Here is a 24,838-nt window from a genome sequence, read left to right as displayed (position 1 = left end):
GACGCCCTCCCCTTGAATTGTGTCTGATACCGCGGACAGGCGGCTTCGAACTCCGCTCCGGCGAACCGCAGGATGGTGGCTCCGGAAGCCGCGGCGAAGCGGGCGCTGTGGCTACCCGCAAAACGGCCAATAACGGACGCCAGAGAAGCGTTTCCAGCAGGCTCAATAGGTCTTGGCCCCATTCACCATCAGCCGCACCGAATAAAGCGAGGTGGTGCCTGCGATGTAGAGACAGTTCAGCTTGGCGCCGCCGAAAACGCAATTGGCGGTCACCTCCGGCACCTTGACCTTGCCGATCAGCGTGCCGTCGGGATCGTAGCAATGGATGCCGTCGGCGGCACTCGTCCAGATGCGCCCATCGGCGTCGAGCCGGAAGCCGTCGAACAGTCCGGCCGTGCAGTCGGCGAACACCTTGCCTCCGGAAACTTTCTTGCCGTGCTTGCCGACGTTGAACACCCGCATATGCGCCGGGTTCTCGGCGCCATGCGTGCGGCCGGTGTCGACGACATAGAGCAGGCTTTCGTCGAGCGAGAAGGCAAGGCCGTTCGGCCTGACCATGTCGGTGATGACAGCCTCGATATCGCCCGTGTCGGGATCGACCCGGTAGACATGGCAGGCGCCGATTTCACTCTCGGCTTTGTCGCCCTCATAGTCGGTGTCGATGCCGTAGGTCGGATCGGTGAACCAGATCGAGCCGTCGGACTTCACCACCGCGTCGTTGGGCGAGTTCAGCGGCTTGCCCTTCCATTTGGCGGCGATGGTGGTGATCGAGCCGTCATGCTCGGTGCGGCTGACGCGCCGGCCCGAATGCTCGCAGGTGACCAGCCGGCCTTGCCGGTCGACGGTGTTGCCGTTGGAATTGCCGGAGGGCTGACGGAAGACACTGACGCTGCCGTCCGTCTCGTCGTAGCGCATCATGCGGTTGTTCGGAATGTCCGACCAGACGACATAGCGGCCGGCGGCGAACCAGGCCGGCCCTTCCGCCCACCGGCAGCCGGTGAACAGCTTCTCCACCTGCGCGTTGCCGTTGAACAGGCGCCCGAAACGCGGATCGAGAACTTCATAGTAATCTGCGGCCGCCATGTTTCCTCCAGGCATCAGGTGACATTGGATCAAGCCAGCCCGCAATCGATCTGGCAAGACGGGGTAACGCTAATTTGTAAGACAAAATGGGAGGCGGCTCGCCTGCCGGCCCGGGCCGCGCGTCGTGCGGGAGCTTAGGAAGCCATTAACCGGCTATGCGCTGGCTGCAATGGTGCATTGCAACATCTTCTTTTTGCAACGCACCATTCCTATGTCATGATCCGTACCGATCAAGGGAGGAAGAAACGGCCGCGCCGAATGCGGCACAGAAGGAACCTTGCTATGATCTTCAACGACCTCGTGACCCGCGCTCGCACCAGCATCGCCAAGCGCAAGCACTACAATCGCCTCATCGCCGAAATCGACAGCTTCTCCAGCCGCGATCTGGCCGACATGCGCGCCGACCGTTCGGAAATGCTCTACCAGATCCACAAGCAGATCTACGGCTGAGCAACCCATCACGTTTGTCGTCCTCGGGTCGCCGCGACGGAGCTTCGCTCCTGCTCGCCCGTGGATGACGAAGGTGGGTCGGGCCTACTGAAAATTATGCCCTTTGGGCATGACCCTCTCCGCCTCTTCCGACAGCGTTGCGAGATCCCGTTCGTCTTTCAGCATCGCGGGCCGAATTGCGGGTTGGCCGGAGCGGTCCGAAGGATCGGCGGCCGGCAGTGCGGCCGCACCGACCTTCTCCAGCAGCACGGTCAGCCAGGGCGTCAGGTCCTCGATCTTCTCGGCGACGATATGGACGACACCTGATTCCGACTGCAGTTTTCCGGTGACCTTCACAAACCGGGCACCCATGACGATGGGCCGGAAACGGGTGAAGGTCCTTTCCCAGAAGATGACGTTGGCGACGGCCTTGTCGTCTTCCAGCGTGAGAAAGATCGCGTTGCCCTTGCCGGGGCGCTGGCGCACCAGCACCAGCCCGGCAACGGAGACCCGCCTGCCGTCGCGCACGGAAGGCAGGCTGGCATTGGGAGTGATGCCGGCGCGGTCGAGCCGCTCGCGCAGGAAGGCGACCGGATGCGCCTTCAGCGACAGGCCGAGCGAGCGGTAGTCATGGATGACATGCTCGCCGAGCGGCATTTTCGGCAGCTTCGTCTCGGGCTCCAGCTCGCGCAGGCTGAGCGCCGGCTGGTCGAACAGCGGCAGCTTCTCGGCGGCACTCTTGCCGTCAAGCGCGCGGACCTCCCATAGTGCCGCGCGGCGGTCGAGGCCGATGGAACGAAAGGCGTCGGCCTGCGCCAATTTCTCGATCTCGTCGACATTGAGGCCGGAGCGCAGCCAGACATCCCGGACCGTCGAGTAGCCGGCGCCGCGCCGCTCGACGAAAACCTCCATGCGTTCCTTGGAAAGTCCCTTGATCTGCCGGAAGCCGAGCCGCACCGCATGCTGAGTCTCGATGACACCGCGCATTTCGGCATGACGCGGCAGGATGCGGGCCGGGTCGAAAAGCGCCTTTTCCAAAGTGCAGTCCCAGACGGAGAAATTGACGTCGACCTCGCGGATGTCGACGCCATGGTCGCGGGCGTCACGCACCAGCTGCGCCGGCTGATAGAAGCCCATCGGCTGCGAATTCAGGATCGCGGCGCAGAACACGTCCGGGTAGAAGGTCTTGAACCAGCAGGAGGCATAGACGAGCAGGGCGAAGGAGGCGGCGTGGCTTTCGGGAAAGCCATACTCGCCAAAGCCCTCGATCTGCTTGAAACAGCGCTCGGCGAAGTCCTTTTCGTAGCCTCGTCCTGTCATGCCGTCGATCATCTGCTGGCGATAATTGCCGATCGTGCCGGTGCGCTTGAAGGTGGCCATGGCACGGCGCAGTTCATCGGCCTTGCCCGGTTTGAAGCCGCCGGCGACGATGGCGATCTTCATTGCCTGCTCCTGGAACAGCGGCACGCCCAGCGTCTTGCCGAGAATCTCTTTCAGCTCCGCCTTGGGATATTCGGGTTTTTCCTTGCCTTGCCGCCGGCGCAGATAGGGGTGCACCATGTCGCCCTGGATCGGGCCCGGCCGTACGATCGCCACCTCGATGACGAGGTCGTAGAATTCGCGCGGCTTGAGACGCGGTAGCATCGACATCTGAGCACGCGATTCGATCTGGAAGACGCCGAGCGTATCGGCACGGCAGATCATGTCGTAGACACGGGAATCCTCCTTGGCGATCGTATCCAGGGTCAATGGCCTGCCATAATCGTCTCTCACGCCGTAATGGGTCTCGAGCAAAGTGAAAGCGCGCTGCAGGCAGGTCAGCATGCCGAGCGCCAGGATATCCACCTTGAGGATTTTCACCGAATCGAGATCGTCCTTGTCCCATTCGACCATCTTGCGCTCGTCCATCGCCGTCTTGACGATGGGGACGATCTCGTCGAGCCGGTCCCTGGTGATGACGAAGCCGCCGACATGCTGGGAGAGGTGGCGGGGAAAGCCCATGATCTCGTTGGCGCGTTCCATCACATGCCGTGACACCGGATCCCTGCGGTCGAGGCCGCCGGCCCTGGCTTCCTTCTCGCCGAGTTCCGAGGTCGACCAACCCCAGATCGAGCCGGAGAGAGACGCCCTGACATCCTCCGAAAGGCCCATCGCTTTCGACACTTCGCGCAGCGCCGAACGGCCGCGATAGCTGATGACGGCGGCGGCGAGTGCCGTGCGTTTGGAGCTGTATTTCGTATAGATGTACTGCATCACCTCTTCGCGCCGTTCATGCTCGAAGTCGACGTCGATATCCGGCGGCTCGTTGCGTTCCTCGGAAATGAAACGCTCGAAGAGCGTGTCGATCTTGTCCGGCCCGACCTCGGTAATGCCAATGCAGAAGCAGATAATCGAATTGGCCGCGGAGCCGCGGCCCTGGCAGAGAATGCCTTCGCCGCGGGCGAATTTGATGATGTCATGGACGGTCAGGAAATAACGGGCGTAATTCAGCCGCTCGATCAGGGCGAGCTCTTCCTGGATTCGTTTTATCACGCTGGCGGGGATACCGCCGGGAAAGCGCCGGGCCGCACCTTCCCGAGCCAGTCGCTCCAGCTCCGCCTGCGGTCCGAGACCCGATTCCGTCGGCTCGTCGGGATAATTGTACTGAAGGTCGCCGAGCGAGAAGGTCAGCTCTTGCGCAAACCGCAGCGTCTCCGCCAGCGCTTGCGGATACCGGCGGAATAGGCGCGCCATTTCCAGCGGCGGCTTCAGATGGCGTTCGGCATTGGCGGTCAGTTCCAGCCCCACCTCGGCGACCGGAACATTGAGGCGGATCGCGGTCAGCACGTCCTGCAGCGGGCGCCGTTCGGCCGTGTGGTAGAGCACATCGTTGGTCGCCATCAGCGGGATGCCGGTGCTCTCGGCGAACGCCGCCGCCTGCTCGATCCGGAAGCGATCATGGCCGGCATAACAGGGTGAGACGCCGAGCCGCAGGATCCTGCCGAAGCGATCCCTGAGTTCACGGAGCAAAGCCAGACTGTCTTGCGCGCCGGCCGCCAGATCGGGCAGGACCGCCAGCGACATCCGGTCCCCCCATTCGAGCAGGTCGTCGCGCCGGAGCAGGGTGGCGCCCTTTTCGGTCTCGTCACGCAGATTGGCCTGGGTGAGCATGCGGCACAGATGGCCCCAGCCCGCACGGTCCCTGGGATAGGCGAGAATGTCCGGCGTGCCGTCGCCAAAAACCAGCCGGCAGCCGGGATGGTAGGCAAGCTTTTCGACCTTGGCCTGCTGCCAGGCGCGCACCACGCCGGCGACGCTGTTGCGGTCGGCGAGCCCGATCGCGGAGAAGCCCATGAGCTTGGCCGCGACCACCAGCTCCTCGGGTTTGGAGGCGCCGCGCAGGAAGGAGAAATTCGACTGGATGCCGAACTCCGCATAAGGAATGACGGTCAGCGCGTTCATGCGAAGACCCCATGCATGAACCAGCGCGGCGGGGTTTGCGAGACGCCGCCGTAAAGGCCTTGCCGGTAGAGCCAGTAGCGGCGGCCACCGGCATCCTCGATGCGGAAATAATCGCGTGTCGACGCCGCCGCGTCGCCCGGCGCCTCGCGCCACCATTCGGCGGCGATGCGCTCCGGCCCTTCGGCGCGCGTCACACGGTAAAGCGCGCGGCGCCAACGAAAATGCAGCGGCGGTCCCTCCGGCATTTCGGTGGCCGGCACCTCGATGGGCTCGGGCGAACGGAACAGCCGGATCGGTCGTTCCGGCGGGAAGATGGTCATCGGCGCCTGCATCCTGTCCGGCTTCTTGGGTGGTGTGGTCCGGCGCGGGGCTTCGGTGAAGGGAATGACGGCGACGGCGCGTTCCGGCAGGTGGCTTTCCACGGGAACCGGCTGCAGAACCGCGCCCTCGCCGAGGCGGGCGCGGATACGGTCGGCGAACAGGGCGATGTCGGCGCCGTCATCGGCCGCTTCGCCGGTCAGATCGGCCTGCTGCATGTCGAAAGCGGCGACGGCCAGCACCGAGAGGCGCACTAGGTCGAAGCCAAAGCCGGCATCGATATGCTGCTCGAGTGCCGCCAGCCTTTCATGGAACAATTTCCGGATCAGCAAGGGTTCGCGCATCGGCCGCGAGGTGCCGAGCGCGATGCGGCTGACGGCGCCGTCGACGCGAAAAAGCAGTAGCGCCAGGCTCCTTGCGCCTTCGCCGCGGCGTTCGAGGTCGGTCTTCAAGGTCGTCGCCAGCATGCCCACCAGCCGCTCTATCTCCTCCGTCAGCGTGACGGGCTCGGCGAGATGACGCTCGACCGAAAGCGGCGCGACGGGAAGACGCGGTGAGATCGCCTCGTCGAGACGGCCAAGCGCCTGGTCGAGGCGCTGGAGCAGCAAAGCGCCGAAGCGGCGGGCGAGCGGCGCGCGCGGTGCCGCCATGACGGCACCCGCCGTGCGCAGCCCCACGCTTTCCAGGCTGGTACGGGTTTCCGGCGCTATGCGAAGGGCGGCCAGCGGCAAGGGCGCGAGCAGGGCTTCCTCCTCGCCTGATGGAACGATGCGGTCGCCGCAAAAGCGGGCCGCCGCCCAGGCCGCCCCGGGCGTGCCGGCAAGCCCGGCGCGGACGTCGAAACCCTGCTGGAAGAAGCGCGACAGGATTTCGTCCAGCATGGCGCGTTCGCCGCCGAACAGATGGGTGCAGCCGGTGACGTCGAGGAACAGGCCGTCGATGCCGTCCAGCGCCACCAGCGGCGTGTAGCGGTCGCACCAGTCGGCAAGGCCCTCGAGCAGGCGCCGGTCGGCCTCCGGATCGGCTTCGACGATGTCGATCGACGGATGCATGGCGCGCGCATCGGCAATCCCCATGTCGCGCTTCAGGTGCAGCGCCTCAGCCCGCGCGTCGAGGGCCGAGATGCGCTGCGCGTTGCCTTGGCGATGGCTGATCACGAGCGGTGGATGAGATGGCTGCGGATGATCCGGCGGCCGGGAACGCCAGGATTTCCCCAGACGCTGCCGCAGGATCCTTTCTGTCGCGAGATAGGGAAACCACAGGGACAGGATTCTCTGCCCATTCGTTGCTTGCCCTGCGTCTTTCCTCGCCCCTTCTTTCGTCGAATCTGCGTTCATCGGGGTTCCACTCCAGTGTGAATTGTCCAGGCAGGGCCGTGCGGCTCTTGCCGATGCTGATGGTGAAGGCCGGGTGGCCGATCGAGCCGGCGAGCGGCCCGGCGACTGTTTCGCGCGGCACGGCCGGCGCCGACGCGACAATCAAACGAACAGGCGCCGCCGTCGGTTCGGGCTCGGCCGCCTGCCGCAGCAGGAACACCGGCCGGCCGGCACCTTGCGCCCGCGCATGCAGGCGGCGTGTCGCGGTCAGGTCCAGCCGCTGCGGATTGCCGCGGATCTCCAGGATGACGGCGGCAAGCGCGGTCATGCGGGCCGCCTCCTCGGCGATCCACAGTGCATCGACAAGCCGGGGCGCCTCGGAAAACAGCAATTGCTGGGGCTCGATGCCGAACGAGGCATGCAGCCCCCTGGCATAGGGAAAGCCGGCCTCATGGAAAATTTCCGATGTCCCGATCCACAGGATGGGCAGCCCCTGCGCCTGGTTGAGGATCAGGCTGACGATCGACAGGGCGAAACCGGCGACGGCGCCCGCATCGCGGGTTTCCAGGCCATGGATTTCGGTCAGGGCGGCTTTCGGCAGGCCGCCGCTGAGCGCGGCATCGAGCCGCTCGATGCCGATGGGCAGGAAAGCATCCGGCAAGGCCGCGGCAAGCCCGCGCCGGACGATCGTCAGATCGCTGCCGGTGTCAGCATCAAGGGGCGCGCCAGCCGGCGCCTGCAGGCGCTCGGGCAGTGTTCCCTCGATCTTCGCGATCTGGCGGCGCAGGGCAAAAACAGTCTCCCGCGCCACGGCGGTCATCGCCATGACGGTCAGCTTTCACTCACAATTGTTCCTGTTATGTTCCTATAGATTCCAGAGGGGATCGGAAGAGTCAAGCAGAGTCATCAAGGAATTTATTCCTCTTCTTGCGCGACACCGGCGTACAGGCGTCATTTGCCTCGACCAGCGCGAACGCCTATATGCCGGGATCAAAGGACAAAGCATGGCCCGCATCTACAAGACCCGCACCTGGCATGGTGAACTTGCGCCCTCGATGGAGGAATTGGAGTTCCTGGCCCTGGAGGCCTACGCCCACCTGCCGGAGGATTTTCGCAAGCTGACCGGCGAGATCGTCATCCAGATCGCCGAATTCCCGACCGACGAGATCATGGACGACCTGTCGCTGGAAACGCCGTTCGACCTGCTCGGCCTGTTCGAGGGGCGCGGCATCGCCGAACGCTGGAACCCGCAGACAGGCGAAGGCCCGAACCGCATCACGCTCTACCGCCGCGCCATGCTCGACTACTGGGCCGAAAACGAGGAAACGCTGGGCGACATCGTCACCCACGTACTGGTCCACGAGATCGGCCACCATTTCGGCCTGTCGGACGATGATATGGAGAAGATCGAAGAGGCGGCTGAATAGCCCGTACCTTCGTCTTCCTGCTCTATGCCGCTTCGCTTCTTGCTTCGCCCTAGGTGACGAAGAGAGAGGTTACCGCGCTTCCCTTCTCAGTCGATATCCCTAACCATGTTGGTCTCAGCATGGTCGGTGAGCCGCCGCTATGGTCATCGATTGGCCGGATCACCGCCTTGCGCAATTATACAAGTTTTGATATAAATCCACCAATGCCAGTAACAAAGCGCTTAGAGTTTCTCGGAGATTCTCTTGCCCAGCTCCGGGATTTTCCAGAGGCGGCACGCAAGGAAACGGGCGTTCAGCTGCATAAGGTGCAGCTCGGACTGGAGCCAAGCGACTGGAAGCCGATGACGACGGTCGGCCCAGGTGTGCGGGAAATCCGCGTCCGCGACGCAACCGGCGCGTTCCGGGTGCTTTACGTCGCGAGCATAGGCGACGCTGTCTATGTGCTGCACGCCTTCCAGAAGAAGACGCAACAGACAGTGAAACGAAACTTGGATCTTGCCGCATCCCGGTTCAGACAAATCTAGTGGAGGTAAGAACGATGGACCGTCAGAGTTTTGAAAACGTGTGGGATGCGCTGGAGGAGACTCCGGCCGAGTCCGCCAACATGACCATGCGCTCCAACTTGCTGATCGCTATCGAACAGCGGGTGCGGAGTTGGGACGTTACCCAGGCCGAAGCAGCCAACCGGCTCGGGATTACCCAGCCACGCCTTAGCGACCTCCTGCGGGGCAGGATCACGAATTTCAGTCTGGACACGTTGATCAATCTTGCCGCGCTGGCCGGACTTACCGTGCGTCTTGATATTGTCGAGGCCGCCTGATGCTCTCCTTGCCAGCGGCTACCAGTCGCTGAGCTTCGTATCCGGCCCGTATTCCTGGCCATCGACATCCTTCACCACGGCCTGGCCGCAGCGCATGGTCTTGGTCTTCTTGTCGTAGGCGTAGGTCGGCGAGCCGAACAGGTGCCAGCCCTTGTTCAGCGCCGCCGTCACCTTATGGCAGAAGCTGGCGTCGTCCGGGGCGGTGAGAAAGCGGTAGAGTTTCATCGTCCAATTCCTGTCGTGTATCCCAATCGGCGAATATCATGCGCCGATGGCGGCCGCTTTCGCCAGAAGTTTTTCGGCCTGCGCCAAGTGCAACCGCTCGACCATCCTGCCATTCAGTGCGATGACCCCCTTGCCACTGTTTTGCGCAAGCGCGAAGGCATCCTTCACCGCGCGCGCCTCGGCCAGCGCCTGCGCCGACGGGGCGAAGGCACGGTTGGCCGCCTCGACCTGCGATGGATGGATCAGCGTCTTGCCGTCGAAGCCCATGGCGGCGGCCTGCGTGCACTCACGCGCGAACGCGTCCGGGTCGCGGAAATCGTTGAACACCCCATCGAGCATGTCGATCCCGCCGGCGCGTGCCGCCAGCAGCATCTGCATCAGCCATGGCAGCAGATAGGCGCGATCCGGTGTCGCCAGCACGCCGGTATCCTTGATCAGGTCATTCGTTCCGGCGATGAAACAATCCAGGCGGGAGGCGGGGTCGCGGCCGAGTTCGGCGATGGCGCCGATGTTGAGCATGGCCTTGGGCGTCTCGATCATCGCCCATAGTTTCACGCTGTCCGGGGCAAAATTATCGTCCAGCACATCGCCGGCTTCGAGCACGTCACGCGGCGTGTCGACCTTCGGCAGCAGGATGCCGTCCGGCTCCGCCTTGGCCACGGCCGCAAGATCGTCAGTGCCCCATTCGCTGGACAGCGCATTGACGCGTACCACCATCTCGCGGCGCCGGCCATTGGCATCAGGGCGGTTGGCGAAAATGCCGGCCAGTTTTTCGCGCGCGGCGATCTTGTCGGCGGGGGCGACGGCGTCCTCGAGGTCGATGATGACGGCGTCGCAGGCAAGCTGCGCGATCTTGGCCAGCGCCTTGTCGTTGGAGGCCGGGACATAGAGCACGGAGCGGCGCGGGCGGTAGATTTCGGTCATGCCAGATCTATGCCGTGTGTGATTGGTCGAGGCAAGCCGCCAGCCCTGCACGAAAACTGCACGCGCCTGCCGAAAACCTCCTCCGATCCGCCGCATCGCTTTCCTGCAGGCCTGCGACACAGGCGGCATGCACAAGCGAGCAAAACCCCGTCTGCCTTACCGGCTGCGCAGCGAAGGCTGGTGGCTGGTCGACCCGCAACGCGCCAACCCCGCTGCAACTCCCATCCCATTTGTCCGCAAGAGTCCGCCGCCATGGCGATGGGACGCCATCAGGAAGATCAGGCCATGACCTCTTTCTTCCGCGCCGCGCCAAGCTATTGCAGCCGCTTCGGCGTCGCCGTGCTGCTGGTCGCGCTCGCCGATTTCCTGTTCTACGGCCAGCCCGCCGGGATCACGGTTCCGCTGTTCGCCATCCTGATTGCCGCCGCGATGGTTGCCGTGCATCCCGCCGCCTTCAGCGACGGCAAGATGTGGCTCAAGTCGGCCGCCTTGCTTGTCGCGCTGTTGCCGCTCGCCGAGACTGTCAGTCCCTTGTCCGTCTGGATCGCTCTTGCCGCGCTGGTGGCGTTCGCGCTTTCGCTGAGCGGCCGGCTGCGACACCGCACGCCGCGCATTGCCGGCCAGATCGTGCTGTTCGGACTGGCGGCACCGGTCCGGTTCCTCGGCGATTTTCTCCAATGGCGAAGAGCGGCGCGGCGGTTCGGCGGACATCGCATAAGGCTGGCGGCAATCGCGGTCTGGGTAATGCCGCTGACGCTGGGCGCGGTCTTCGTCGCTTTGTTCGGCACTGCCAATCCGGTCATCGAAGACTGGCTGTCGTTGATCGACGTCTTCAAGCTGCTCGACCTGATCCAGCTGACGCGGATTGCCTTCTGGCTATTCGTGCTTGCCGGCGTCTGGGCCTTTCTCCGGCCGCGCCTGCCGCGCTTTCAGCGCCGGATCGCCAGACCAAATCACCCTCCTGCCGATGCCCAGCCAGTGGCCGACAGGCACGCCGTCGAGGACATCGTCTTCGGCAAGGCCGCCATCCTGCGGGCGTTGATCGTCTTCAACATTCTGTTTGCGCTGCAGAGCGGGCTCGACGCCACCTATCTGTGGGGCAGGGTCGCGCTGCCCGATGGTTTGAGCTACGCCGCCTACGCGCATCGCGGCGCCTATCCCTTGATCGTCACCGCGCTGCTGGCCGCCGGCTTTGTCCTTGCGGCGCTGAGGCCCGGCAGTGAAACATCGGCCGACCCGCTCATCCGCCGGCTGGTCTATGCCTGGGTGGCACAGAACATCATGCTGGTCGTCTCGTCGATCCTGCGGCTCGACCTCTATGTCGGCATCTATGCGCTGACTTACTGGCGCGTCGCCGCTTTCGTCTGGATGGGACTGGTGGCCGCCGGCCTTGCGCTGATCGTCGCCCGTATCGCGCTCGGAAAATCCAGTGAATGGCTGCTCTCCGCCAATCTTCTGACGTTATCCCTAACGCTTTATGCCTGCTGTTTCATCAACTTCGCAGCCATGATCGCCACCTACAATGTCGACAATTCCCTCGAAATGAGCGGCCAAGGCATCCCGCTCGACGCCTGGTATCTCCGCTCGCTCGGGCCGGACGCGTTTCCAGCGCTCGATCGCATCTTCGATCGTCAGCGCGGGACGGCCAATGCCGGTGCCGTCGGCGAACTGGCAAGGTTGCGCGGTGTCGATGAAGGCTGGTATCGCAGCCTGCAGGAAAACTGGCGAAGCTGGAGCTTCCGCGACTGGCGCCTGCTTCGCTATCTCGACAACAGGCGGCCTATTGTTCCCAGCGTCGCAGAACCCGTGCCGGATCGCTAATCCATGCCGCATCACATCCTCGTCGCCGACGACGACCCGCATATCCGCGAAGTGATCTGCTTCGCGCTGGAAAAGGCCGGCATGAAAACGGCTGCCGTCTCCGATGGCGCCGCCGCCCTGCAGGCAATCGAACGAAGCACGCCCGACCTTGTCGTGCTCGACATCGGCATGCCGGAGATGGACGGGCTGGAGGTCTGCCGGCGGCTGCGTCACACATCAGACGTGCCGGTGTTGTTCCTGTCCGCGCGCGACGAGGAGATCGACCGCATCCTCGGGCTGGAAATGGGTGGCGACGACTATGTCACCAAACCGTTCAGCCCGCGCGAACTCGTCGCCCGTGTCAACGTCATCCTGCGCCGCGCCCGTCCGGCGGCGCCGGAACCGGCCGACGACAGGCAGTTCGCGCAGGGAAAGCTCACCCTGGCGCCGGCCAGCCACGCGGCCGCCTTCGACGGCAAGCCGCTCGCCCTGACGGCGATCGAGTTCTCGATCCTGAAAGGGTTTCTGGCGCGGCCCACCCATGTGCTCGACCGCGACGCGGTGATGGCCAATGCCTATGCCGGCAAGATCCATGTCGCCGACCGCACCGTCGACAGCCATATCCGCAATATCCGGGCCAAGCTGGCGGCCGTGGGGTGCCCGGAGGTCATCGAGACCGTGCACGGCGTCGGCTTCCGGCTCGGCCGATGCGGCTGACGACATCAAGCAAGTCGATTGGCAGCAAGTGGATCGGCCGCAAATGGCGGCCGCGCCTCGCCACGGTCGTCGTCGCCATCCTGATCCTGGTGATGTCCCTGCCGCTGGTCGGCCTGTTCTTCTTCCGCCTCTACGAGAACCAGCTGATCCGCCAGACCGAGGCAGAACTGATCGCACAGGGCGCGGCCATCGCCGCCATCTATGCGCAGGAGGTCCGCGACGCGGGCATTTCACCGGAAAAGCTTGGCGTGGCGATGCCGCCGGCCAATGGCTATGCGAGCCGAGGCGCCAATCTCGATTCGCCCTATCGGCCGATCGAGCCGCGGCTCGATCTCGCCTCGGACTACGTGCTTGCGACCCGGCCGGCGGGGATCCCCGCCACGGTCGATCCCGCTTTCGCCACGATCGGCGCGCGGCTGGCGGGCATTCTCGACGCGACGCAGAAGACCACGCTGGCCGGCTTCCGGCTGCTCGATCCCCGGGGTGTGGTGATTGCCGGGCGCGACGAGATCGGGCAGTCGCTTGCCGGGGTCGAGGAGGTGCGCGCAGCACTTGCCGGGCGCTATGCCAGCGCGCTCCGGCTGCGCATCCCCAACCAGCCGGCGCCGCCGCTCTATTCGGTCAGCCGCGGCACCAAAGTGCGCGTCTTCGTCGCTTTGCCGGTGGCCGTCGACGGCAAGGTCGCCGGCGTGGTCTATGTGTCGCGGACGCCCAACAACATCATAAAACATCTCTATGGCGAACGCGGCAAGGTGACGGCGGCGGCGATCGCCATTCTCGGCGGCACGCTGCTCATCGGCCTCGTCTTCCTGCGCACCGTCAGCCGGCCGATCTACGCGCTTATCGACCGCACCCAGCGCATCGCCGCCGGCGAGCGCGACGCGATCCGGCCTCTCGACCACCATGGCACGCGAGAAATGGCGGAGCTTTCCGCCGCCTTTCTCGACATGGCCGAAAAACTGCAGGCGCGCTCGGACGCCATCCAGACCTTCGCCACCCATGTCTCGCATGAACTCAAATCGCCGCTGACGGCGATCCAGGGCGCGGCCGAACTGCTGCGCGATTCAGGCAGCGCGATGGGCGATGACGAGCGGCGGCGCTTCTCCGACAATATCGTCACCGATGCATGGCGGCTCAACCTTTTGGTCCGGCGGCTGCTCGACCTGGCGCGGGCCGAAAACCTCGCACCCAGCGGCGAGAGCACCTCGGTCGGCGCGGCGCTGGCCCTGCTTCCCGTCGACACCAGGCTGGCGGTTGAAGTCAAGGCCGGTGGCGACCTGGCCTTGCGCATCTCGGCCGAGAACGCGGCGATCGTGCTTGCCAATCTCATCGACAATTCCGCCAGGCACGGCGCGACGCTGGTTTCGATCACCGCCGCAAGCGCCGGCGGCAAGGCGACCGTGCTGGTCAGCGACGACGGCGCCGGCATCTCGCCAAGCAACCAAGCGCGCATCTTCGAGCCGTTCTTCACCACGCGACGCGATACGGGCGGCACCGGCATGGGGCTTGGCATCGTGCTGGCCCTCCTGAAAGCGCATGATGGTACGATCCGGCTGGTTGACTCCGAGCGCGGCACGCGCTTCGAGATCACTTTGCCGGTCGCGTAGATTGCGGACGGCGGATCGGAGAAAAAAGTGCGCTACGACATCGTCATCATCGGCGGGGCCATCGTCGGGTCCTCGATCGCCTACTATCTGCGCGAGGAAGGGTTTTCCGGCTCGATCGCGCTGATCGAGCGCGACCCGCAATTCGCCCATGCGGCGACGACGCTGTCCATGGCCTCGATCCGCCAGCAATTCTCCATTCCGCAAAACATCCGCCTGTCGCAGTTCACGCTAAAACTGTTCCGGCGGCTGAAGGAAGAATTCGGCACCGACGCCGATATCGGTTTTCGCGAGGGCGGCTATCTCATCCTTGCTGGCGAGGCCGGGCTGCCGATCCTGAAAGCCAACCACGAAGCGCAGGTCGCCGAGGGAGCCGACATCCTGCTCGAGGACGCCGACCAGCTGACGCGCCGCTTCCCCTGGCTGTCGGCCGAAGGCATCACCGCCGGCGCCTATGGCCGGACCGGCGAGGGCTGGTTCGACGCGCATGCGATGCTGATGCTGTTTCGCAAGGCGCTGCGGCAGAAGAAGATCGACTTCATCAGCGCGTCGGTCACCGGCGTCGAGCGGCAGGGTGACCGCGTCACCGGCGTCAGCCTCGACAATGGCGATCGGCTCGAGGCCGGCACCGTCATCAATGCCGCCGGGCCGAATGCTGGCAAGGTCGCCGCCCTTGCCCAGCTTTCGCTGCCGGTCGAGCCACGCAAGCGCAACGTCTTCGTGTTCGACGCGCGGGACAAATTCACTGACATGCCATTATTGGTCGATCCCTCCGGCATCTATGTCAGGCCGGAAGGCTCGGTCTACCTCACCGGCGGCGCCGAGCCGGAAGAGGGCGACGGCCCGGCCGACCCCGGGGACTTCGACGTCGACTGGCCGCTGTTTGAAGAGGTGATCTGGCCGGTGCTGGCAACCCGCATCCCGGCCTTCGAGGCGATCAAGGCGACGCGCGCCTGGGCCGGGCACTACGATTACAACACGCTGGACCAGAACGCCGTGATCGGCCCGCACCCGCAAGTGACGAATTTCCTGTTCGCCAACGGTTTCTCCGGCCATGGCCTGCAACAGGCGCCGGCGGTCGGCAAGGCGCTGGCCGAACTGATCGTGCATGGCGGCTACCGGACGATCGACTGCTCGGCATTTGGCTACGCGCGTGTCGCCGAAGGGCGGGCCTTCCGGGAATTGAATGTGATTTGAGGCGACAAGAACGATTGACGTCAGCTGCCCCTCCAGCGTCTATGCCATCATCACGTCAACCTTGAGCGCGTTGCCCAGCGCATTGCCTCCGGCCGTATTGTCGAAGATTCCCCAGACCTCGGCACCCGAAGCGGCCGCCGCCTCGACTTGCCGGCTGAATCGGTCGAGGCTTTCGGCATCGTAGTCGGAGTAGTAGACGCGCGGCGCGCCGTGCCAGCGGAAATAGGCGATGCCGGGCCAGCCGCCCGGCATCGCCGCAGGTGGCACCGGAGCGGGATCTGCGGCAACGCGCGCGATCCGGCGATCGGCCAGAAGCGCTTCAGCCTCTGCTTCGAACCAGCTGGGATGGCGCGGCTCGCAGACCAGCCTAGTTTCGGTTCGGGTGCCCACCATGTCGAAGAAATCGCTCGCGACATCCGGCGCGAAGGGCAGGCTCGGCGGCAGCTGCACCAGAAGCACGCTCAGCTTTCCACCGAGACCTTCGACCTCCTGGAGAAAGCTTTGCAAAATTTCGTTGCAGTCCACGAGACGGCGCTCATGGGTGATCGCCTTCGGCATCTTGACGGCGAAGCGGAAGTGCTGCGGCACGGCGTGTGCCCAGCGTTCGTAGGTCTCGCGACGGTGCGGCTTGTAGAAGGACGTGTCGATCTCGACGACCGGAAAGTGCCGGGCGTAGCGTTCGAGATGCGATCCGGGTTGCGGGAAATTATTCTTGTATCGTGTCGGAATGCCCCAGCCAGCCGTGCCTATGAAACATGCCTGTTTTCCCATGCACGGGATGTGGGCCAGAAGAGGCGTGGGTCAAGGCGTGCGGAGGGCGCGTGACGACGCTCGCCGATCAAGCCGCGGCCAGCCTACCAGCCTCGACATGCGCCTGCAGCCAGGCCAGCACCCGTGCCCAGCCCTCGGCATGTTCGGCCGCCGCCTCTTGCCGCCCGCCAAAGCCGCCATGGCAGATGGTGACGCGCGTGCCGTCGGCGATAGGCTCCAGCAGCCAAGCGACCTTGGTTTGCCGCCGGCCAAGCGTGGGATGATCCCAGCCATGGGCCCACGTCTGCACGATCCGGCGCGGTGTTTCGATTTCGAGGAATTCGCCGCCGGCCGGCAGGTCCCTACCGCCGGCCGTGCGCACGACAACGGTCCAGCGGCCGCCGACGCGAAGGTCGGCCGACCAGTCGACCATCCGGTAGGTATCGGCCGACCCCCACCATTGCTCGGCTTCCTTGCCGACCAGCGCCCCGAAGACGCGTTCGGGAGGCGCGCCGATCTCGGCCGATGCCATGATCGTCTCGCCATTGGTCATTCTCCGCACCCTGAGAGCGCGCATCATCGATGCCTCCACGTGAAATTTGTTCCGCTAGCGAAACGAGTTCAAGCTTTCGATGGCGGACGCTCGAATCCCTTGCCGGTCTCGAGCAGGCTCTTCAGGCTGGCCAGCACCAGCGGCCAGCCCTTGGCGACATTGCCGATCAGCCTGTGCGGGCCGTCCGCCTCATGGGTGACGGCAAGTTTCATCAGCTCGCCGTCGGGCTCGATGGTGAAGGTGCAGCGCGTGTAGCCGTCTTGCCTGATCTCGGGCATCCATTCATTGCGCCATTTGATGACCAGGCGTCGTGGCGGGTCGATCTCGAGAATCTCGCCACTGTCGGCGACACGGCCGTCCGGGAAGATCAGCTTCCAGCTGGAGCCCACTTTCCAATCGCTCTCCTGATAGGAGCAGAGGAAAAACTGCCGGTTGAACTCCGGGTCGGTCAACGCCTCCCAGAGTTTCTCCGGCGTGGTGCGGATATAGGTCACGTAAACGAAGCTGTTGCTCATCAGTCTTCCCTTTCGAGGCGTTTCTTCAGATCACTCAATGCATCAAGCCGGTGGCGCTCGAATTTGCCGATCCAGCGTTCGGCGATCTCATTGATCGGAACCGGGTTGAGGTAGTGCTCCTTCCCTCGGCCCCGGCGGATGGTGGTGACGAGGTTCGCCTCTTCCAGGATCGCCAGGTGCTTGGTCACCGCCTGGCGGGTCATGGCCATCTCCGCGCACAGCGCATTGAGCGTCTGTCCGTTCCTGGCATGCAGGCTGTCCAGCAATTGCCGGCGTGTCGGGTCGGCCAGGGCGCGAAAGACGGCATCCATGCTCATGGCTTTAATATGCAACCATTTGGTTGCATGTCAAGCGACAAGGTCGCTCACCGTTGACGATGGATGGATCACAGAGGAAAAGTCAGCGCTGGCGGGAGATCCAGAAGGCGTCGGGCATGCGCTTCATGCCGATGCGTTCATAGAATCCGACAGCGTCGGGCATGGAAATCAGGCTGATGGCGACCGACGGTCCGAGCTGCCGGGCCACCTCGTCCATCAGTCCCTTGCCGATGCCCAGGCCTTGCGCCTTGGCCGAGACGGCAAGATCGCTGATGTAGCAGACCCAGGAAAAGTCGGTCAGGCAGCGGGCAACGCCAATCAGCGGCCTGCCTCCCATGTCGAGACCGGCCATGTCGAGACCGGCCCTGTCGAGACCGGCCCTGTCGAGACGGGCCATGTCGAGACGGGCGGTCACGATCAGGCTGGCGCCCTCCAGCATCGCCTTCAGCCTTGCCTCGTCATCGACGGGCCGGACTTCGCCGAGACCGGATTCCACCAGCACGCGGCGGAATTCGGGAATGCCGAGCGCCAGTTCGCGCGCATAGAGAACGTGGGAGTTTTCCACCATTGGACCAGACTGCACCATCGGGCGGTGAATTCGAAGCTGTTTTGCACAGCGCCCTTGTGCCGGCGCGCACGAACAGTTGCCTTTTATTTGCCCGCGGCTTTGTGTAAACCGAGCCTCAGCAAATCCCCCCGCAACGAAAACACGGGCCAAAGCCATGGAAAAATTCACCAAGCTCACCGGCGTCGCCGCTCCCATGCCGATCGTCAATGTCGACACCGACATGATCATCCCGAAGGATTATCTCAAGACGATCAAGCGCACCGGGCTTGGCACCGGCCTCTTCGCCGAGATGCGCTACAAGGACGACGGTTCGGAAAATCCGGATTTCGTGCTCAACAAGCCCGCTTACCGCAAGGCGCAGATCCTGGTTGCCGGCGACAATTTCGGCTGCGGCTCAAGCAGGGAACACGCGCCATGGGCGCTGCTCGATTTCGGCATACGCTGCGTCATCTCGACCTCGTTCGCCGACATCTTCTACAACAACTGCTTCAAGAACGGCGTGCTGCCGATCACCGTCAGCCCCGAGGACCTGGAGAAGCTGATGGACGACGCATCGCGCGGCTCCAACGCCACCCTGTCGATCGATCTCGAAGCCAAGGAAATCCGTGGTCCGGACGGCGGCGTGGTCACCTTCGACCTCGACGACTTCAAGCGGCACTGCCTGCTCAATGGGCTCGACGATATCGGCCTGACCATGGAAAAGGCAGGCGCCATCGCCTCGTTCGAGAAGAAGAACGCCGAACTGCGCCCCTGGGCCTGAGCGGCCGCCAGGACCGGGCCCTTTCCGGGCCGGGTCGAGGGAGGGACAGTCGTGAGACATCAGCTTCTTGCCGGCGTTTGCGGGCTGGCCTTGTTGCTGGCGCCCGCCGCGAGCGGGCTCGCGCAGACCCAGATGCCCGCCGCGCAGAGGGCGCCGGCGGTGGAAAAGCCGGCCCCCGATCAGGATGCGGGAGCCAACGCCGCCGACGCCGCCGACGACGACAAACAGGCGCCGGTGCCGTTCGAAGGCGGCCACCTCACCATCACGCAGCCGGAGCAGGACGGCGAGAAGGTGCTTGCTTATGACGGTAAGCAGCTGGCCAGCAATTATGATCTCTTCTTCGACAAGATTGTGGAGGTTGGCGGCATCAAGGTGGCCTTGTTCGATGTTGGCGATGGCGGCAATCAATGCGGCCCGGCGACGGTGATCGTCTGGAAGCCGGAAGGCGGCGCCATCCAGAGCACCAAGGTCGAGCAGGACGAGTGCGGCGCGCCGCCCGCCGGAGTGTCCGACAACGCCATCTATTTCGTGCCCTATCTCCTGCCGGGGGACCAGAAGCCGGCCCTGCAGTGGTCGCCGACGGATGGGCTGACGATTTCGGGCAATCTCACCTACATGCCCGAACCCGGCACCGACTGGAAAGACATCGATCCGGAAAAGTACCAGAACATCATCGACGCCTTCCACAATGAGGCTGTCTACAAGGAAGCCGAAAAGCTGCTCGGCAAGGACATGCCCGATATGGCGACCAGCCTGCTGGTCGGCGGCGGCACGGAAAAGACCGCGTCCGGCGCCTTCTTCGCCAGCGGCTGCGTGCCGCATGATTGCGGCGGCAATGACGGCTTCATGGCCGTCGACCCGGCCAAGCACCAGCTCTATTTCGCCCGCCGCGGCGACAATGGCCAACCGAACGCCTGGCCGGCGCTGGCGACATGGCCGGCCGATGTGAAGGAAGCGCTGGACAAGGCGCTGGGGTCGGCGAACTAGCGCTGTCGCCAAGCGCGACGGTCTTCCGTCGCCATTTCCCGACGGAGGCTACGATGCAGAATCAGCGACAAGTGACAGCAGCCGGGCTGCTTCTCGGTGGCGGCTTGCTGACACCGACCCTCGCCCGGGCGGCTGCTCGGCTCAACCACTGGCGGGACGGTTCGCGGCGACATTGAGCGCGGGCGATATCGACGCCTTCTCCGAACTGTTCGCCGACACCTATGTGAATCATCAACAGAGCGCCGCGGCACCGCCGCCGGCCAATGTCAGTCCGAAACAGGCGACGGTCGCTTTCTTCAAGGCGCGGCTGACGGCAATGCCGGATCTCAAAGTCGTCACGGAAGTCGTGGTCGCCGACAAGGACCATGTGGCCGCGAGCTTCGTCTACAGCGGCACACAAGGTGTCTATTTCGGTGTCGCACCGACCGGCCGGACGCTGCACTTCACCTCCTGCGACATTTTTTCGGGTGGAAGACGGTCGCATCATCGGCATTGGGCATGGGTGATATCGCAGGCGTCCTGGCGCAACTGCGAGCCTGATTCATCACCGGCTCACCGTTGTGAGCCCGCCATCGGACCAGTCGGACGACCTCCATGCAACTCCGACGGACAAGCTTATTTCGCTTCGAGGCTGAGCGCTTTCTTGCGGTCGGCCTCGGCGCGTTTGTGGTTTCCCTTGGCTTCCCATGCTTGGCTTCGCGCTTGATAAGCGGCAGCGAAATTCGGCTTCATCCTTATTGCTTGGTTCAGATCGGCAATGGCGCCATCATAGTTCGATTGGCGAACGCCGATCGCTCCTCGGCCGAAGTAACCGAAAACGTTATTGCGATCGAGGCTGAGCACAGTCTCGAAATCGGCAAGTGCTGCTGCGTCTTCTCGCCGGGCCATTCGGAACATGCCTCGACCGGCATAGCTCCTGGCGTTCGTTGGATCAAGACGGACGGCTTTGTCGTAATCCGCCACCGCTCCGTCATAATCCCCTTGATATTTGAGGTTGCGGCCGCGATCGCCATAGGTCTCGCCAATGTCGGGGTTGATCGCGATCGCAAGGCTGAAATCGGCAATGGCCTGAGCATAATCGCCCTTTATCTCCCAAAGGAAGGCGCGGGCCACATATGCGTCCCGGAATGCAGGGAACAGGAGGATTGCCTTGCCATACTGCGCGATGGCGCCGTCATAGTCATTTTCGTTATCCAGCACCCCTCCCTGCTCGAAAGCCACTCTGGCTGCAGGTGGAATAGTGTAGCCACGATCGGTCAAAGCCTTTAGATTCTTCGGCTCAGGCCCAACGGCACCCGATGCAGCAGCGTCTTTTGCCTTCGCGGCCAGAGCCGTAATGCGCTCGGTCACATAGCTGACATTGTAAGGATCGAATTTTATCGCCTGATCGAAATCGGCAATGGCGCCCTCATAGTCATTCATGTCGACTCGTGCCATGCCGCGCCCGAAGTAACTGGCTGCATTTTTCGGGTCGATCTTAATCGCCACTGAGTAGGCCGCGATCGCCCGCTCGGCGTCGCCCCTGGCGCTCCAAGCCGACGCGGAACAGACAAATGCGTCGCTCGCTTCCGGGTCAATCTTGGCGGCCTGGCTACAATCCGCCAAGGCTCCGTCGACATCGCCCGACATGGTCTTGGCGATGCCCCGGAAAATCCACGCCGACTCTAAGTTTGGGAGGAGATCGATCACCCGATCATAGTCGGCGATCGCTCGACTGTAGTTGCGTTTTGCGGCCCAGGCCTTGCCGCGACCGAAATAGGCGAACGGGCTATTGGGGTCGAGGGCGATCGCCTTCTCATATTGCCCGATGGCTTGCTCGTATTTTCCGGCACCCGAGAAAGTGTCGCCGTTCTGCACTGCGCTCAGGACGCCCGGGCGAGCCGCCTGAGCCAGCTCCGTTATCTTTGACGCGGGCAGCTTTTCGGTTGGCTTTGCTTTACCCTGGCTGAGTTGCCGGGCCAGGATTTCAACCCCGGCCGCGACGGAGGGTTTCGGCTGTTCCACCCTCGGTGGAGTCAACTGCATGCTTTCGACGCTTGCAACCTGCTCGTCGCAAGCTCCTGCCCATTTCGGATCGAGTTCGACCGCGTGACGGCAATCCGCCGATGCTCCGGCCTTGTCCCCGTTCGTCGCCCTCGCTCGCCCTCGCGCCAGATAGGCTTCAGCATTGTCGGGATCGAGGCGGATCGCAGTGGCAAGATCGATGAGCGCGCTGTCGGCGCTATATTCCGCGAGACGCGCCTTGGCGCGCTCGATCAGGACTTTCGCAGCTGCCGGGTTCCTGGTCCCTCCCGCAGCCGACTCGGCTGGTTCGGCCGACGCATGGTCGTTGCAGGAACCCGTTCGCCTGGGGTCGAGATCAACGGCGCGCCGGCAGTCCTTGGCGGCGACGGCGTCGTTCCCTCGCGATGCCTCGGCGATCGAGCGGTTGTAGAAGGCGTCGGCATTGTAGGGGTCGCGTTCGATTGCAAAGTTGAACGAGTCTATCGCGTCATTGAGATTTCCACGCGCCTGTTGCTCCAGGCCCCGCTTGAGCGTCGAGGCCACGATCTCGGAATGATCCACCTTCTTGGGGTATGGCTGAAACGGCTCATACGTTGGAGGCTCGGCAGGCTTCGCCGCTTGCATCGCGGCTGGGTTGGAGGTGTCGGCGGTCTCGGGACCCTGATTGTCCTCCGTGTCTGGTGCCTGCAGTACGGGTTGCCCGGGTTGCCCCTTCGCCCTGCGCTTGTCGAGCTGGACGCGAAGCCTTTCGTTGCGGTAGCCCACGTTGGCCGGATCGAGCGCGATTGCCTTATCCAGATCGGCGAGTGCCTTGTTGGGATCGCTCGTCTCCCAGACAAGCGCCCTCTCAAAATACGGTTTTGGATCGTCGGCACTGATGGAAATCGCTTTGTCGAGGTCGGCAAAAGCCTCCTTTGAATTGCCGATTCGAGCCATAGTCATCCCGCGCACGCGATAAGCCTCGGCGTTGGCCGGGTTGCGGCGGACGGCTTCATTCAGATCGGTGAGCGCGCGGGTATAATTCTTCTTTAAGCCCCAGCTCTTGGCGCGATTGAAGTAGAAAGCGGAACTTGTTGGATTGAGCCGGATAGCCTCGTCGAATGCAGCGATGGCGCGGGTATGGTCGCCCTTTTCCTGCCACCCCACTCCAATCGCATTTTGAGCAGAAGCGGGGTTTGAGCCGGGGCCGCCGTCGCGCGGGTCGCCGAGAGCTTTCACGATCAGGTGGCTGCAAGCGCGTCCTTTGCTCACGTCGACGCCAGCTATGTACTTGCAGTCGGCTTCAGCGCGCTTGCGCTCGCCCTTCGCGATCCACGAGCGGACGCGGTCTTGATAAGGCGCGACCGGGTCGGTACGGACGCTCTCCGCTTTGTCATAGTCGGCTTGGGACCGCGCCGCGTCGCCCTTGTCTTCCCATTGGACACCGCGCACGCCATAGGCGATCTCGTTGGCGGGGTCGATGTCGATCGCCTTGTCGCACTCGGCAATAGCGCGATCATGCTCGCCTCCTTTGCCGAGTGCCCTGGCGCGATAGGCGTAGAGGTTGGCGTCGTTCGGCGTGAGCGCGATCGCGCCCGTATAGTCCGCCACGGCTCGGTCGAAGTCCCCCTTGCTCTCCCAGGCAATGGCGCGGTTGGTAAAAGCGCGCACGTAAGTCGGATCGAGCGCTATCACCTCATTCATGTCAGCGATGACATGGTCGATATCATTCTTTTGCGTATAGGCAAGGCCACGCCAGAAATAGGCATTCACGCGCAGATCGGGTATCTCGCTGCTGTCCTCGGCGATGGGCGTGCAGGCGGCGATCTGCTGGTCGGCGCCAACCTTGCCGTCGCTGAAACAGGTGGCGTAATCCATGCCCGCGCCAAGCGCCGTAGAGCCAAGCCCGGCCTGGGCCGCCATCGCTGTCAAGACTACCACCGGCACGCGCGAAAACCGTACCACGAAGGCGCGAGCGAGCGCGACGGTGCGGCTTGACATAATGATTCCTCCCCCCGGAGTGACCGCATCTGCTCTCGCGGATACATATATAGTTCTCTTTTTGTTCCTGAATGCAAGCAGAAATTGTGGCGGCGGTTGACTTTGCCGATTTCCCTTTGTGGCGTCCGGGCACAAGCTGGCCGTCGAGGCCACAGTTTCTGCACCGCCGATCCATCCGCATTGGCCCATGGCAGGATCGGTTTTTCCCCGCAGACTAGCTGCAACAATGCGAGGCTCCCCCATGCGCAGGCTCATCTCAACCGGCTCGCCGTTCGAAAAGACCGCCGGCTATTCACGCGCCGTGGTGCAGGGCGACTGGTGCTTCGTGTCCGGGACGACCGGCTACGATTACGCCACCATGACGATGCCGGACAGTGTCGAGGCGCAGACGCGCAATTGCCTGGCGACGATCGGCAAGGCGTTGCAGGACGGCGGCTTCGAGATATCCGACGTGGTGCGCGCGCACTACTACATCACCGACCAGGCCTTCGTGGATGTCGTCTTCCCGATCCTTGGCGAGACATTCGGCGACATCAGGCCGGCGGCGACGATGATCGTCTGCCAGCTCAACAAGCCGGAAATGAAGATCGAGATCGAGGTGACGGCGCTGCGGCGTACCGTGTGAGGAGACTTCCGCCATGAAGGTCCGGCGTATCGTGGCCAATATCGAAACGCCGGACGTGGCCGCGGCGAACCGTTTCTACCATGACGTGCTTGGCCTCGACATCCTGATGGATCAGGGCTGGATCGTAACCTACGGTTCCGAGGACATGATGGAGCTGCAGGTCAGCTTCATGACGCAAGGCGGGTCCGGTACGCCGGTGCCGGATCTGTCGATCGAGGTGGACGATGTCGATGCGGCATTCGAAGCCATGAAGGGCGCCGGCTTCGCCGTCGAATACGGACCCGCCGATGAACCCTGGGGCGTGCGGCGCTTCTATGTGCGCGATCCGCTGGGCCGGCTGGTCAACATTCTCTCGCACCGGTGAGCGCATCTTCCGTGGCCACTAACTTGGGCATGCCGGCGGGACAGCGGCGACAGGTTCGTCGTCCTCCCCTTGCGCTGCAACCGCTTGGCGTTTAGCAAGGCCGCGTCGCACAGC

The 24,838-nt window shown here is 63.8% G+C and carries 24 protein-coding genes; 12 read left to right on the top strand and 12 right to left on the bottom strand.

Features of this window, described 5'->3' with window-relative positions; all coding sequences use genetic code 11:
* Window positions 1-162: 162 nt before the first annotated feature.
* Window positions 163-1,083 carry an SMP-30/gluconolactonase/LRE family protein gene (locus FJ954_RS03620; protein WP_015314994.1) on the bottom strand — a complete coding sequence of 307 codons (921 nt, stop codon included), beginning with the start codon at window positions 1,081-1,083 and terminating at the stop codon, window positions 163-165.
* A 282-nt stretch (window positions 1,084-1,365) separates the two neighbouring features.
* Here FJ954_RS03620 and FJ954_RS03615 point away from each other — a divergent pair, with 282 nt between their 5' ends.
* Window positions 1,366-1,533, top strand: coding sequence for a hypothetical protein (locus FJ954_RS03615; RefSeq protein ID WP_015314993.1), 168 nt, complete (start codon window positions 1,366-1,368; stop codon window positions 1,531-1,533).
* 84 nt (window positions 1,534-1,617) lie between these two features.
* On the opposite strand, the gene FJ954_RS03610 is transcribed toward FJ954_RS03615, so the two are convergent.
* The 3 genes from FJ954_RS03610 to FJ954_RS31890 are packed head-to-tail and all read right to left on the bottom strand — an operon-like array spanning window position 1,618 to window position 7,413.
* Window positions 1,618-4,953 carry an error-prone DNA polymerase gene (locus tag FJ954_RS03610; protein ID WP_140660435.1) on the bottom strand — a complete coding sequence of 1,112 codons (3,336 nt, stop codon included), beginning with the start codon at window positions 4,951-4,953 and terminating at the stop codon, window positions 1,618-1,620.
* Window positions 4,950-6,428, bottom strand: a complete 1,479-nt coding sequence (locus FJ954_RS03605) for a DUF6504 family protein (protein WP_140618291.1) — start codon at window positions 6,426-6,428, stop codon at window positions 4,950-4,952. Before FJ954_RS03605 ends, FJ954_RS03610 begins: the two co-directional genes overlap by 4 nt.
* Window positions 6,370-7,413 carry a hypothetical protein gene (locus FJ954_RS31890; RefSeq protein ID WP_140660434.1) on the bottom strand — a complete coding sequence of 348 codons (1,044 nt, stop codon included), beginning with the start codon at window positions 7,411-7,413 and terminating at the stop codon, window positions 6,370-6,372. The genes FJ954_RS03605 and FJ954_RS31890 overlap by 59 nt, the downstream gene beginning before the upstream one ends.
* A gap of 178 nt (window positions 7,414-7,591) precedes the next feature.
* Here FJ954_RS31890 and FJ954_RS03595 point away from each other — a divergent pair, with 178 nt between their 5' ends.
* The 3 genes from FJ954_RS03595 (at window position 7,592) to FJ954_RS03585 (ending at window position 8,834) form a co-directional block, all read left to right on the top strand.
* Window positions 7,592-8,014: a metallopeptidase family protein gene (locus tag FJ954_RS03595; RefSeq protein WP_140618287.1), complete on the top strand. Its 423-nt coding sequence runs from the start codon at window positions 7,592-7,594 to the stop codon at window positions 8,012-8,014.
* A 203-nt stretch (window positions 8,015-8,217) separates the two neighbouring features.
* A complete protein-coding gene (locus tag FJ954_RS03590) occupies window positions 8,218-8,538 on the top strand; it encodes a type II toxin-antitoxin system RelE/ParE family toxin (RefSeq protein WP_140660510.1) in 321 nt (106 codons plus the stop codon).
* Window positions 8,539-8,552: 14 nt separating this feature from the next.
* The gene (locus tag FJ954_RS03585; RefSeq protein ID WP_015314988.1) at window positions 8,553-8,834 is read left to right on the top strand and encodes an XRE family transcriptional regulator; all 282 of its coding nucleotides are present in this window, start codon (window positions 8,553-8,555) and stop codon (window positions 8,832-8,834) included.
* 18 nt (window positions 8,835-8,852) lie between these two features.
* Here the strand turns inward: FJ954_RS03585 and FJ954_RS03580 are convergent, their stop codons facing one another.
* Together FJ954_RS03580 and FJ954_RS03575 are read right to left on the bottom strand one after the other, a co-directional pair.
* Complete coding sequence (locus FJ954_RS03580; RefSeq protein WP_015314987.1) at window positions 8,853-9,059, bottom strand: DUF1737 domain-containing protein; 207 nt, start codon at window positions 9,057-9,059, stop codon at window positions 8,853-8,855.
* A gap of 36 nt (window positions 9,060-9,095) precedes the next feature.
* The gene (locus tag FJ954_RS03575; RefSeq protein WP_140660433.1) at window positions 9,096-9,983 is read right to left on the bottom strand and encodes a CoA ester lyase; all 888 of its coding nucleotides are present in this window, start codon (window positions 9,981-9,983) and stop codon (window positions 9,096-9,098) included.
* A gap of 285 nt (window positions 9,984-10,268) precedes the next feature.
* Here FJ954_RS03575 and FJ954_RS03570 point away from each other — a divergent pair, with 285 nt between their 5' ends.
* From FJ954_RS03570 to FJ954_RS03555, 4 genes are read left to right on the top strand one after another with little or no spacing between them, the layout of a single operon-like run.
* Window positions 10,269-11,804: a DUF4173 domain-containing protein gene (locus FJ954_RS03570; protein ID WP_140660432.1), complete on the top strand. Its 1,536-nt coding sequence runs from the start codon at window positions 10,269-10,271 to the stop codon at window positions 11,802-11,804.
* A 3-nt stretch (window positions 11,805-11,807) separates the two neighbouring features.
* Entirely contained in the window at window positions 11,808-12,500 is a 693-nt protein-coding gene (locus FJ954_RS03565; protein WP_140660431.1) for a response regulator transcription factor, read from the top strand.
* Window positions 12,491-14,107, top strand: a complete 1,617-nt coding sequence (locus FJ954_RS03560) for an ATP-binding protein (RefSeq protein ID WP_140660430.1) — start codon at window positions 12,491-12,493, stop codon at window positions 14,105-14,107. The genes FJ954_RS03565 and FJ954_RS03560 overlap by 10 nt, the downstream gene beginning before the upstream one ends.
* Before the next feature lie 27 nt (window positions 14,108-14,134).
* A complete protein-coding gene (locus tag FJ954_RS03555; RefSeq protein WP_015314982.1) occupies window positions 14,135-15,301 on the top strand; it encodes an FAD-binding oxidoreductase in 1,167 nt (388 codons plus the stop codon).
* Between the two features lie 39 nt (window positions 15,302-15,340).
* Here the strand turns inward: FJ954_RS03555 and FJ954_RS03550 are convergent, their stop codons facing one another.
* From FJ954_RS03550 to FJ954_RS03530, 5 genes are all read right to left on the bottom strand, one after another.
* A complete protein-coding gene (locus FJ954_RS03550; protein WP_140660429.1) occupies window positions 15,341-16,072 on the bottom strand; it encodes a DUF72 domain-containing protein in 732 nt (243 codons plus the stop codon).
* Between the two features lie 67 nt (window positions 16,073-16,139).
* A complete protein-coding gene (locus tag FJ954_RS03545; RefSeq protein ID WP_140660428.1) occupies window positions 16,140-16,631 on the bottom strand; it encodes an SRPBCC domain-containing protein in 492 nt (163 codons plus the stop codon).
* Between the two features lie 41 nt (window positions 16,632-16,672).
* Window positions 16,673-17,119, bottom strand: a complete 447-nt coding sequence (locus tag FJ954_RS03540; RefSeq protein ID WP_140660427.1) for an SRPBCC family protein — start codon at window positions 17,117-17,119, stop codon at window positions 16,673-16,675.
* Window positions 17,119-17,436 (bottom strand): helix-turn-helix domain-containing protein, encoded by a 318-nt coding sequence (locus FJ954_RS03535; protein WP_140660426.1) that lies wholly within the window; start codon window positions 17,434-17,436, stop codon window positions 17,119-17,121. The genes FJ954_RS03540 and FJ954_RS03535 overlap by 1 nt, the downstream gene beginning before the upstream one ends.
* Before the next feature lie 82 nt (window positions 17,437-17,518).
* The gene (locus tag FJ954_RS03530; RefSeq protein ID WP_140660425.1) at window positions 17,519-18,004 is read right to left on the bottom strand and encodes a GNAT family N-acetyltransferase; all 486 of its coding nucleotides are present in this window, start codon (window positions 18,002-18,004) and stop codon (window positions 17,519-17,521) included.
* 154 nt (window positions 18,005-18,158) lie between these two features.
* Between FJ954_RS03530 and leuD the strand changes: the two genes are divergently transcribed.
* Both leuD and FJ954_RS03520 read left to right on the top strand, forming a co-directional pair.
* Window positions 18,159-18,764 carry a 3-isopropylmalate dehydratase small subunit gene (leuD, locus tag FJ954_RS03525; protein WP_140660424.1) on the top strand — a complete coding sequence of 202 codons (606 nt, stop codon included), beginning with the start codon at window positions 18,159-18,161 and terminating at the stop codon, window positions 18,762-18,764.
* Window positions 18,765-18,815: 51 nt separating this feature from the next.
* A complete protein-coding gene (locus FJ954_RS03520; RefSeq protein ID WP_140660423.1) occupies window positions 18,816-19,751 on the top strand; it encodes a hypothetical protein in 936 nt (311 codons plus the stop codon).
* Between the two features lie 615 nt (window positions 19,752-20,366).
* Here FJ954_RS03520 and FJ954_RS03510 read toward each other — a convergent pair.
* Window positions 20,367-23,735, bottom strand: coding sequence for a tetratricopeptide repeat protein (locus FJ954_RS03510; protein ID WP_246681009.1), 3,369 nt, complete (start codon window positions 23,733-23,735; stop codon window positions 20,367-20,369).
* A gap of 241 nt (window positions 23,736-23,976) precedes the next feature.
* On the opposite strand from FJ954_RS03510, the gene FJ954_RS03505 reads away from it, so the two are divergent.
* The gene (locus FJ954_RS03505; RefSeq protein ID WP_140660422.1) at window positions 23,977-24,360 is read left to right on the top strand and encodes a RidA family protein; all 384 of its coding nucleotides are present in this window, start codon (window positions 23,977-23,979) and stop codon (window positions 24,358-24,360) included.
* Between the two features lie 13 nt (window positions 24,361-24,373).
* Window positions 24,374-24,724, top strand: coding sequence for a VOC family protein (locus tag FJ954_RS03500; RefSeq protein WP_015314972.1), 351 nt, complete (start codon window positions 24,374-24,376; stop codon window positions 24,722-24,724).
* Window positions 24,725-24,838: the final 114 nt, after the last annotated feature.

It is taken from the genome of Mesorhizobium sp. B2-3-15, from assembly GCF_006442875.1.
In the GTDB taxonomy this organism is placed as follows: Bacteria; Pseudomonadota; Alphaproteobacteria; order Rhizobiales; family Rhizobiaceae; genus Mesorhizobium; species Mesorhizobium australicum.
This window is presented reverse-complemented; position numbering and strand designations above follow the sequence as displayed.

Coding starts and splice junctions, on each gene's coding strand:
- FJ954_RS03620 (WP_015314994.1), bottom strand. CDS start 1,083: ATGGCGGCCGCAGATTACTATGAAGTTCTCGATCCGCGTTTCGGGCGC.
- FJ954_RS03615 (WP_015314993.1), top strand. CDS start 1,366: ATGATCTTCAACGACCTCGTGACCCGCGCTCGCACCAGCATCGCCAAG.
- FJ954_RS03610 (WP_140660435.1), bottom strand. CDS start 4,953: ATGAACGCGCTGACCGTCATTCCTTATGCGGAGTTCGGCATCCAGTCG.
- FJ954_RS31890 (WP_140660434.1), bottom strand. CDS start 7,413: ATGGCGATGACCGCCGTGGCGCGGGAGACTGTTTTTGCCCTGCGCCGC.
- FJ954_RS03595 (WP_140618287.1), top strand. CDS start 7,592: ATGGCCCGCATCTACAAGACCCGCACCTGGCATGGTGAACTTGCGCCC.
- FJ954_RS03590 (WP_140660510.1), top strand. CDS start 8,218: ATGCCAGTAACAAAGCGCTTAGAGTTTCTCGGAGATTCTCTTGCCCAG.
- FJ954_RS03585 (WP_015314988.1), top strand. CDS start 8,553: ATGGACCGTCAGAGTTTTGAAAACGTGTGGGATGCGCTGGAGGAGACT.
- FJ954_RS03580 (WP_015314987.1), bottom strand. CDS start 9,059: ATGAAACTCTACCGCTTTCTCACCGCCCCGGACGACGCCAGCTTCTGC.
- FJ954_RS03575 (WP_140660433.1), bottom strand. CDS start 9,983: ATGACCGAAATCTACCGCCCGCGCCGCTCCGTGCTCTATGTCCCGGCC.
- FJ954_RS03570 (WP_140660432.1), top strand. CDS start 10,269: ATGACCTCTTTCTTCCGCGCCGCGCCAAGCTATTGCAGCCGCTTCGGC.
- FJ954_RS03565 (WP_140660431.1), top strand. CDS start 11,808: ATGCCGCATCACATCCTCGTCGCCGACGACGACCCGCATATCCGCGAA.
- FJ954_RS03560 (WP_140660430.1), top strand. CDS start 12,491: ATGCGGCTGACGACATCAAGCAAGTCGATTGGCAGCAAGTGGATCGGC.
- FJ954_RS03550 (WP_140660429.1), bottom strand. CDS start 16,072: ATGGGAAAACAGGCATGTTTCATAGGCACGGCTGGCTGGGGCATTCCG.
- FJ954_RS03545 (WP_140660428.1), bottom strand. CDS start 16,631: ATGATGCGCGCTCTCAGGGTGCGGAGAATGACCAATGGCGAGACGATC.
- FJ954_RS03540 (WP_140660427.1), bottom strand. CDS start 17,119: ATGAGCAACAGCTTCGTTTACGTGACCTATATCCGCACCACGCCGGAG.
- FJ954_RS03535 (WP_140660426.1), bottom strand. CDS start 17,436: ATGAGCATGGATGCCGTCTTTCGCGCCCTGGCCGACCCGACACGCCGG.
- FJ954_RS03530 (WP_140660425.1), bottom strand. CDS start 18,004: ATGGTGGAAAACTCCCACGTTCTCTATGCGCGCGAACTGGCGCTCGGC.
- leuD (WP_140660424.1), top strand. CDS start 18,159: ATGGAAAAATTCACCAAGCTCACCGGCGTCGCCGCTCCCATGCCGATC.
- FJ954_RS03510 (WP_246681009.1), bottom strand. CDS start 23,735: ATGTCAAGCCGCACCGTCGCGCTCGCTCGCGCCTTCGTGGTACGGTTT.
- FJ954_RS03505 (WP_140660422.1), top strand. CDS start 23,977: ATGCGCAGGCTCATCTCAACCGGCTCGCCGTTCGAAAAGACCGCCGGC.
- FJ954_RS03500 (WP_015314972.1), top strand. CDS start 24,374: ATGAAGGTCCGGCGTATCGTGGCCAATATCGAAACGCCGGACGTGGCC.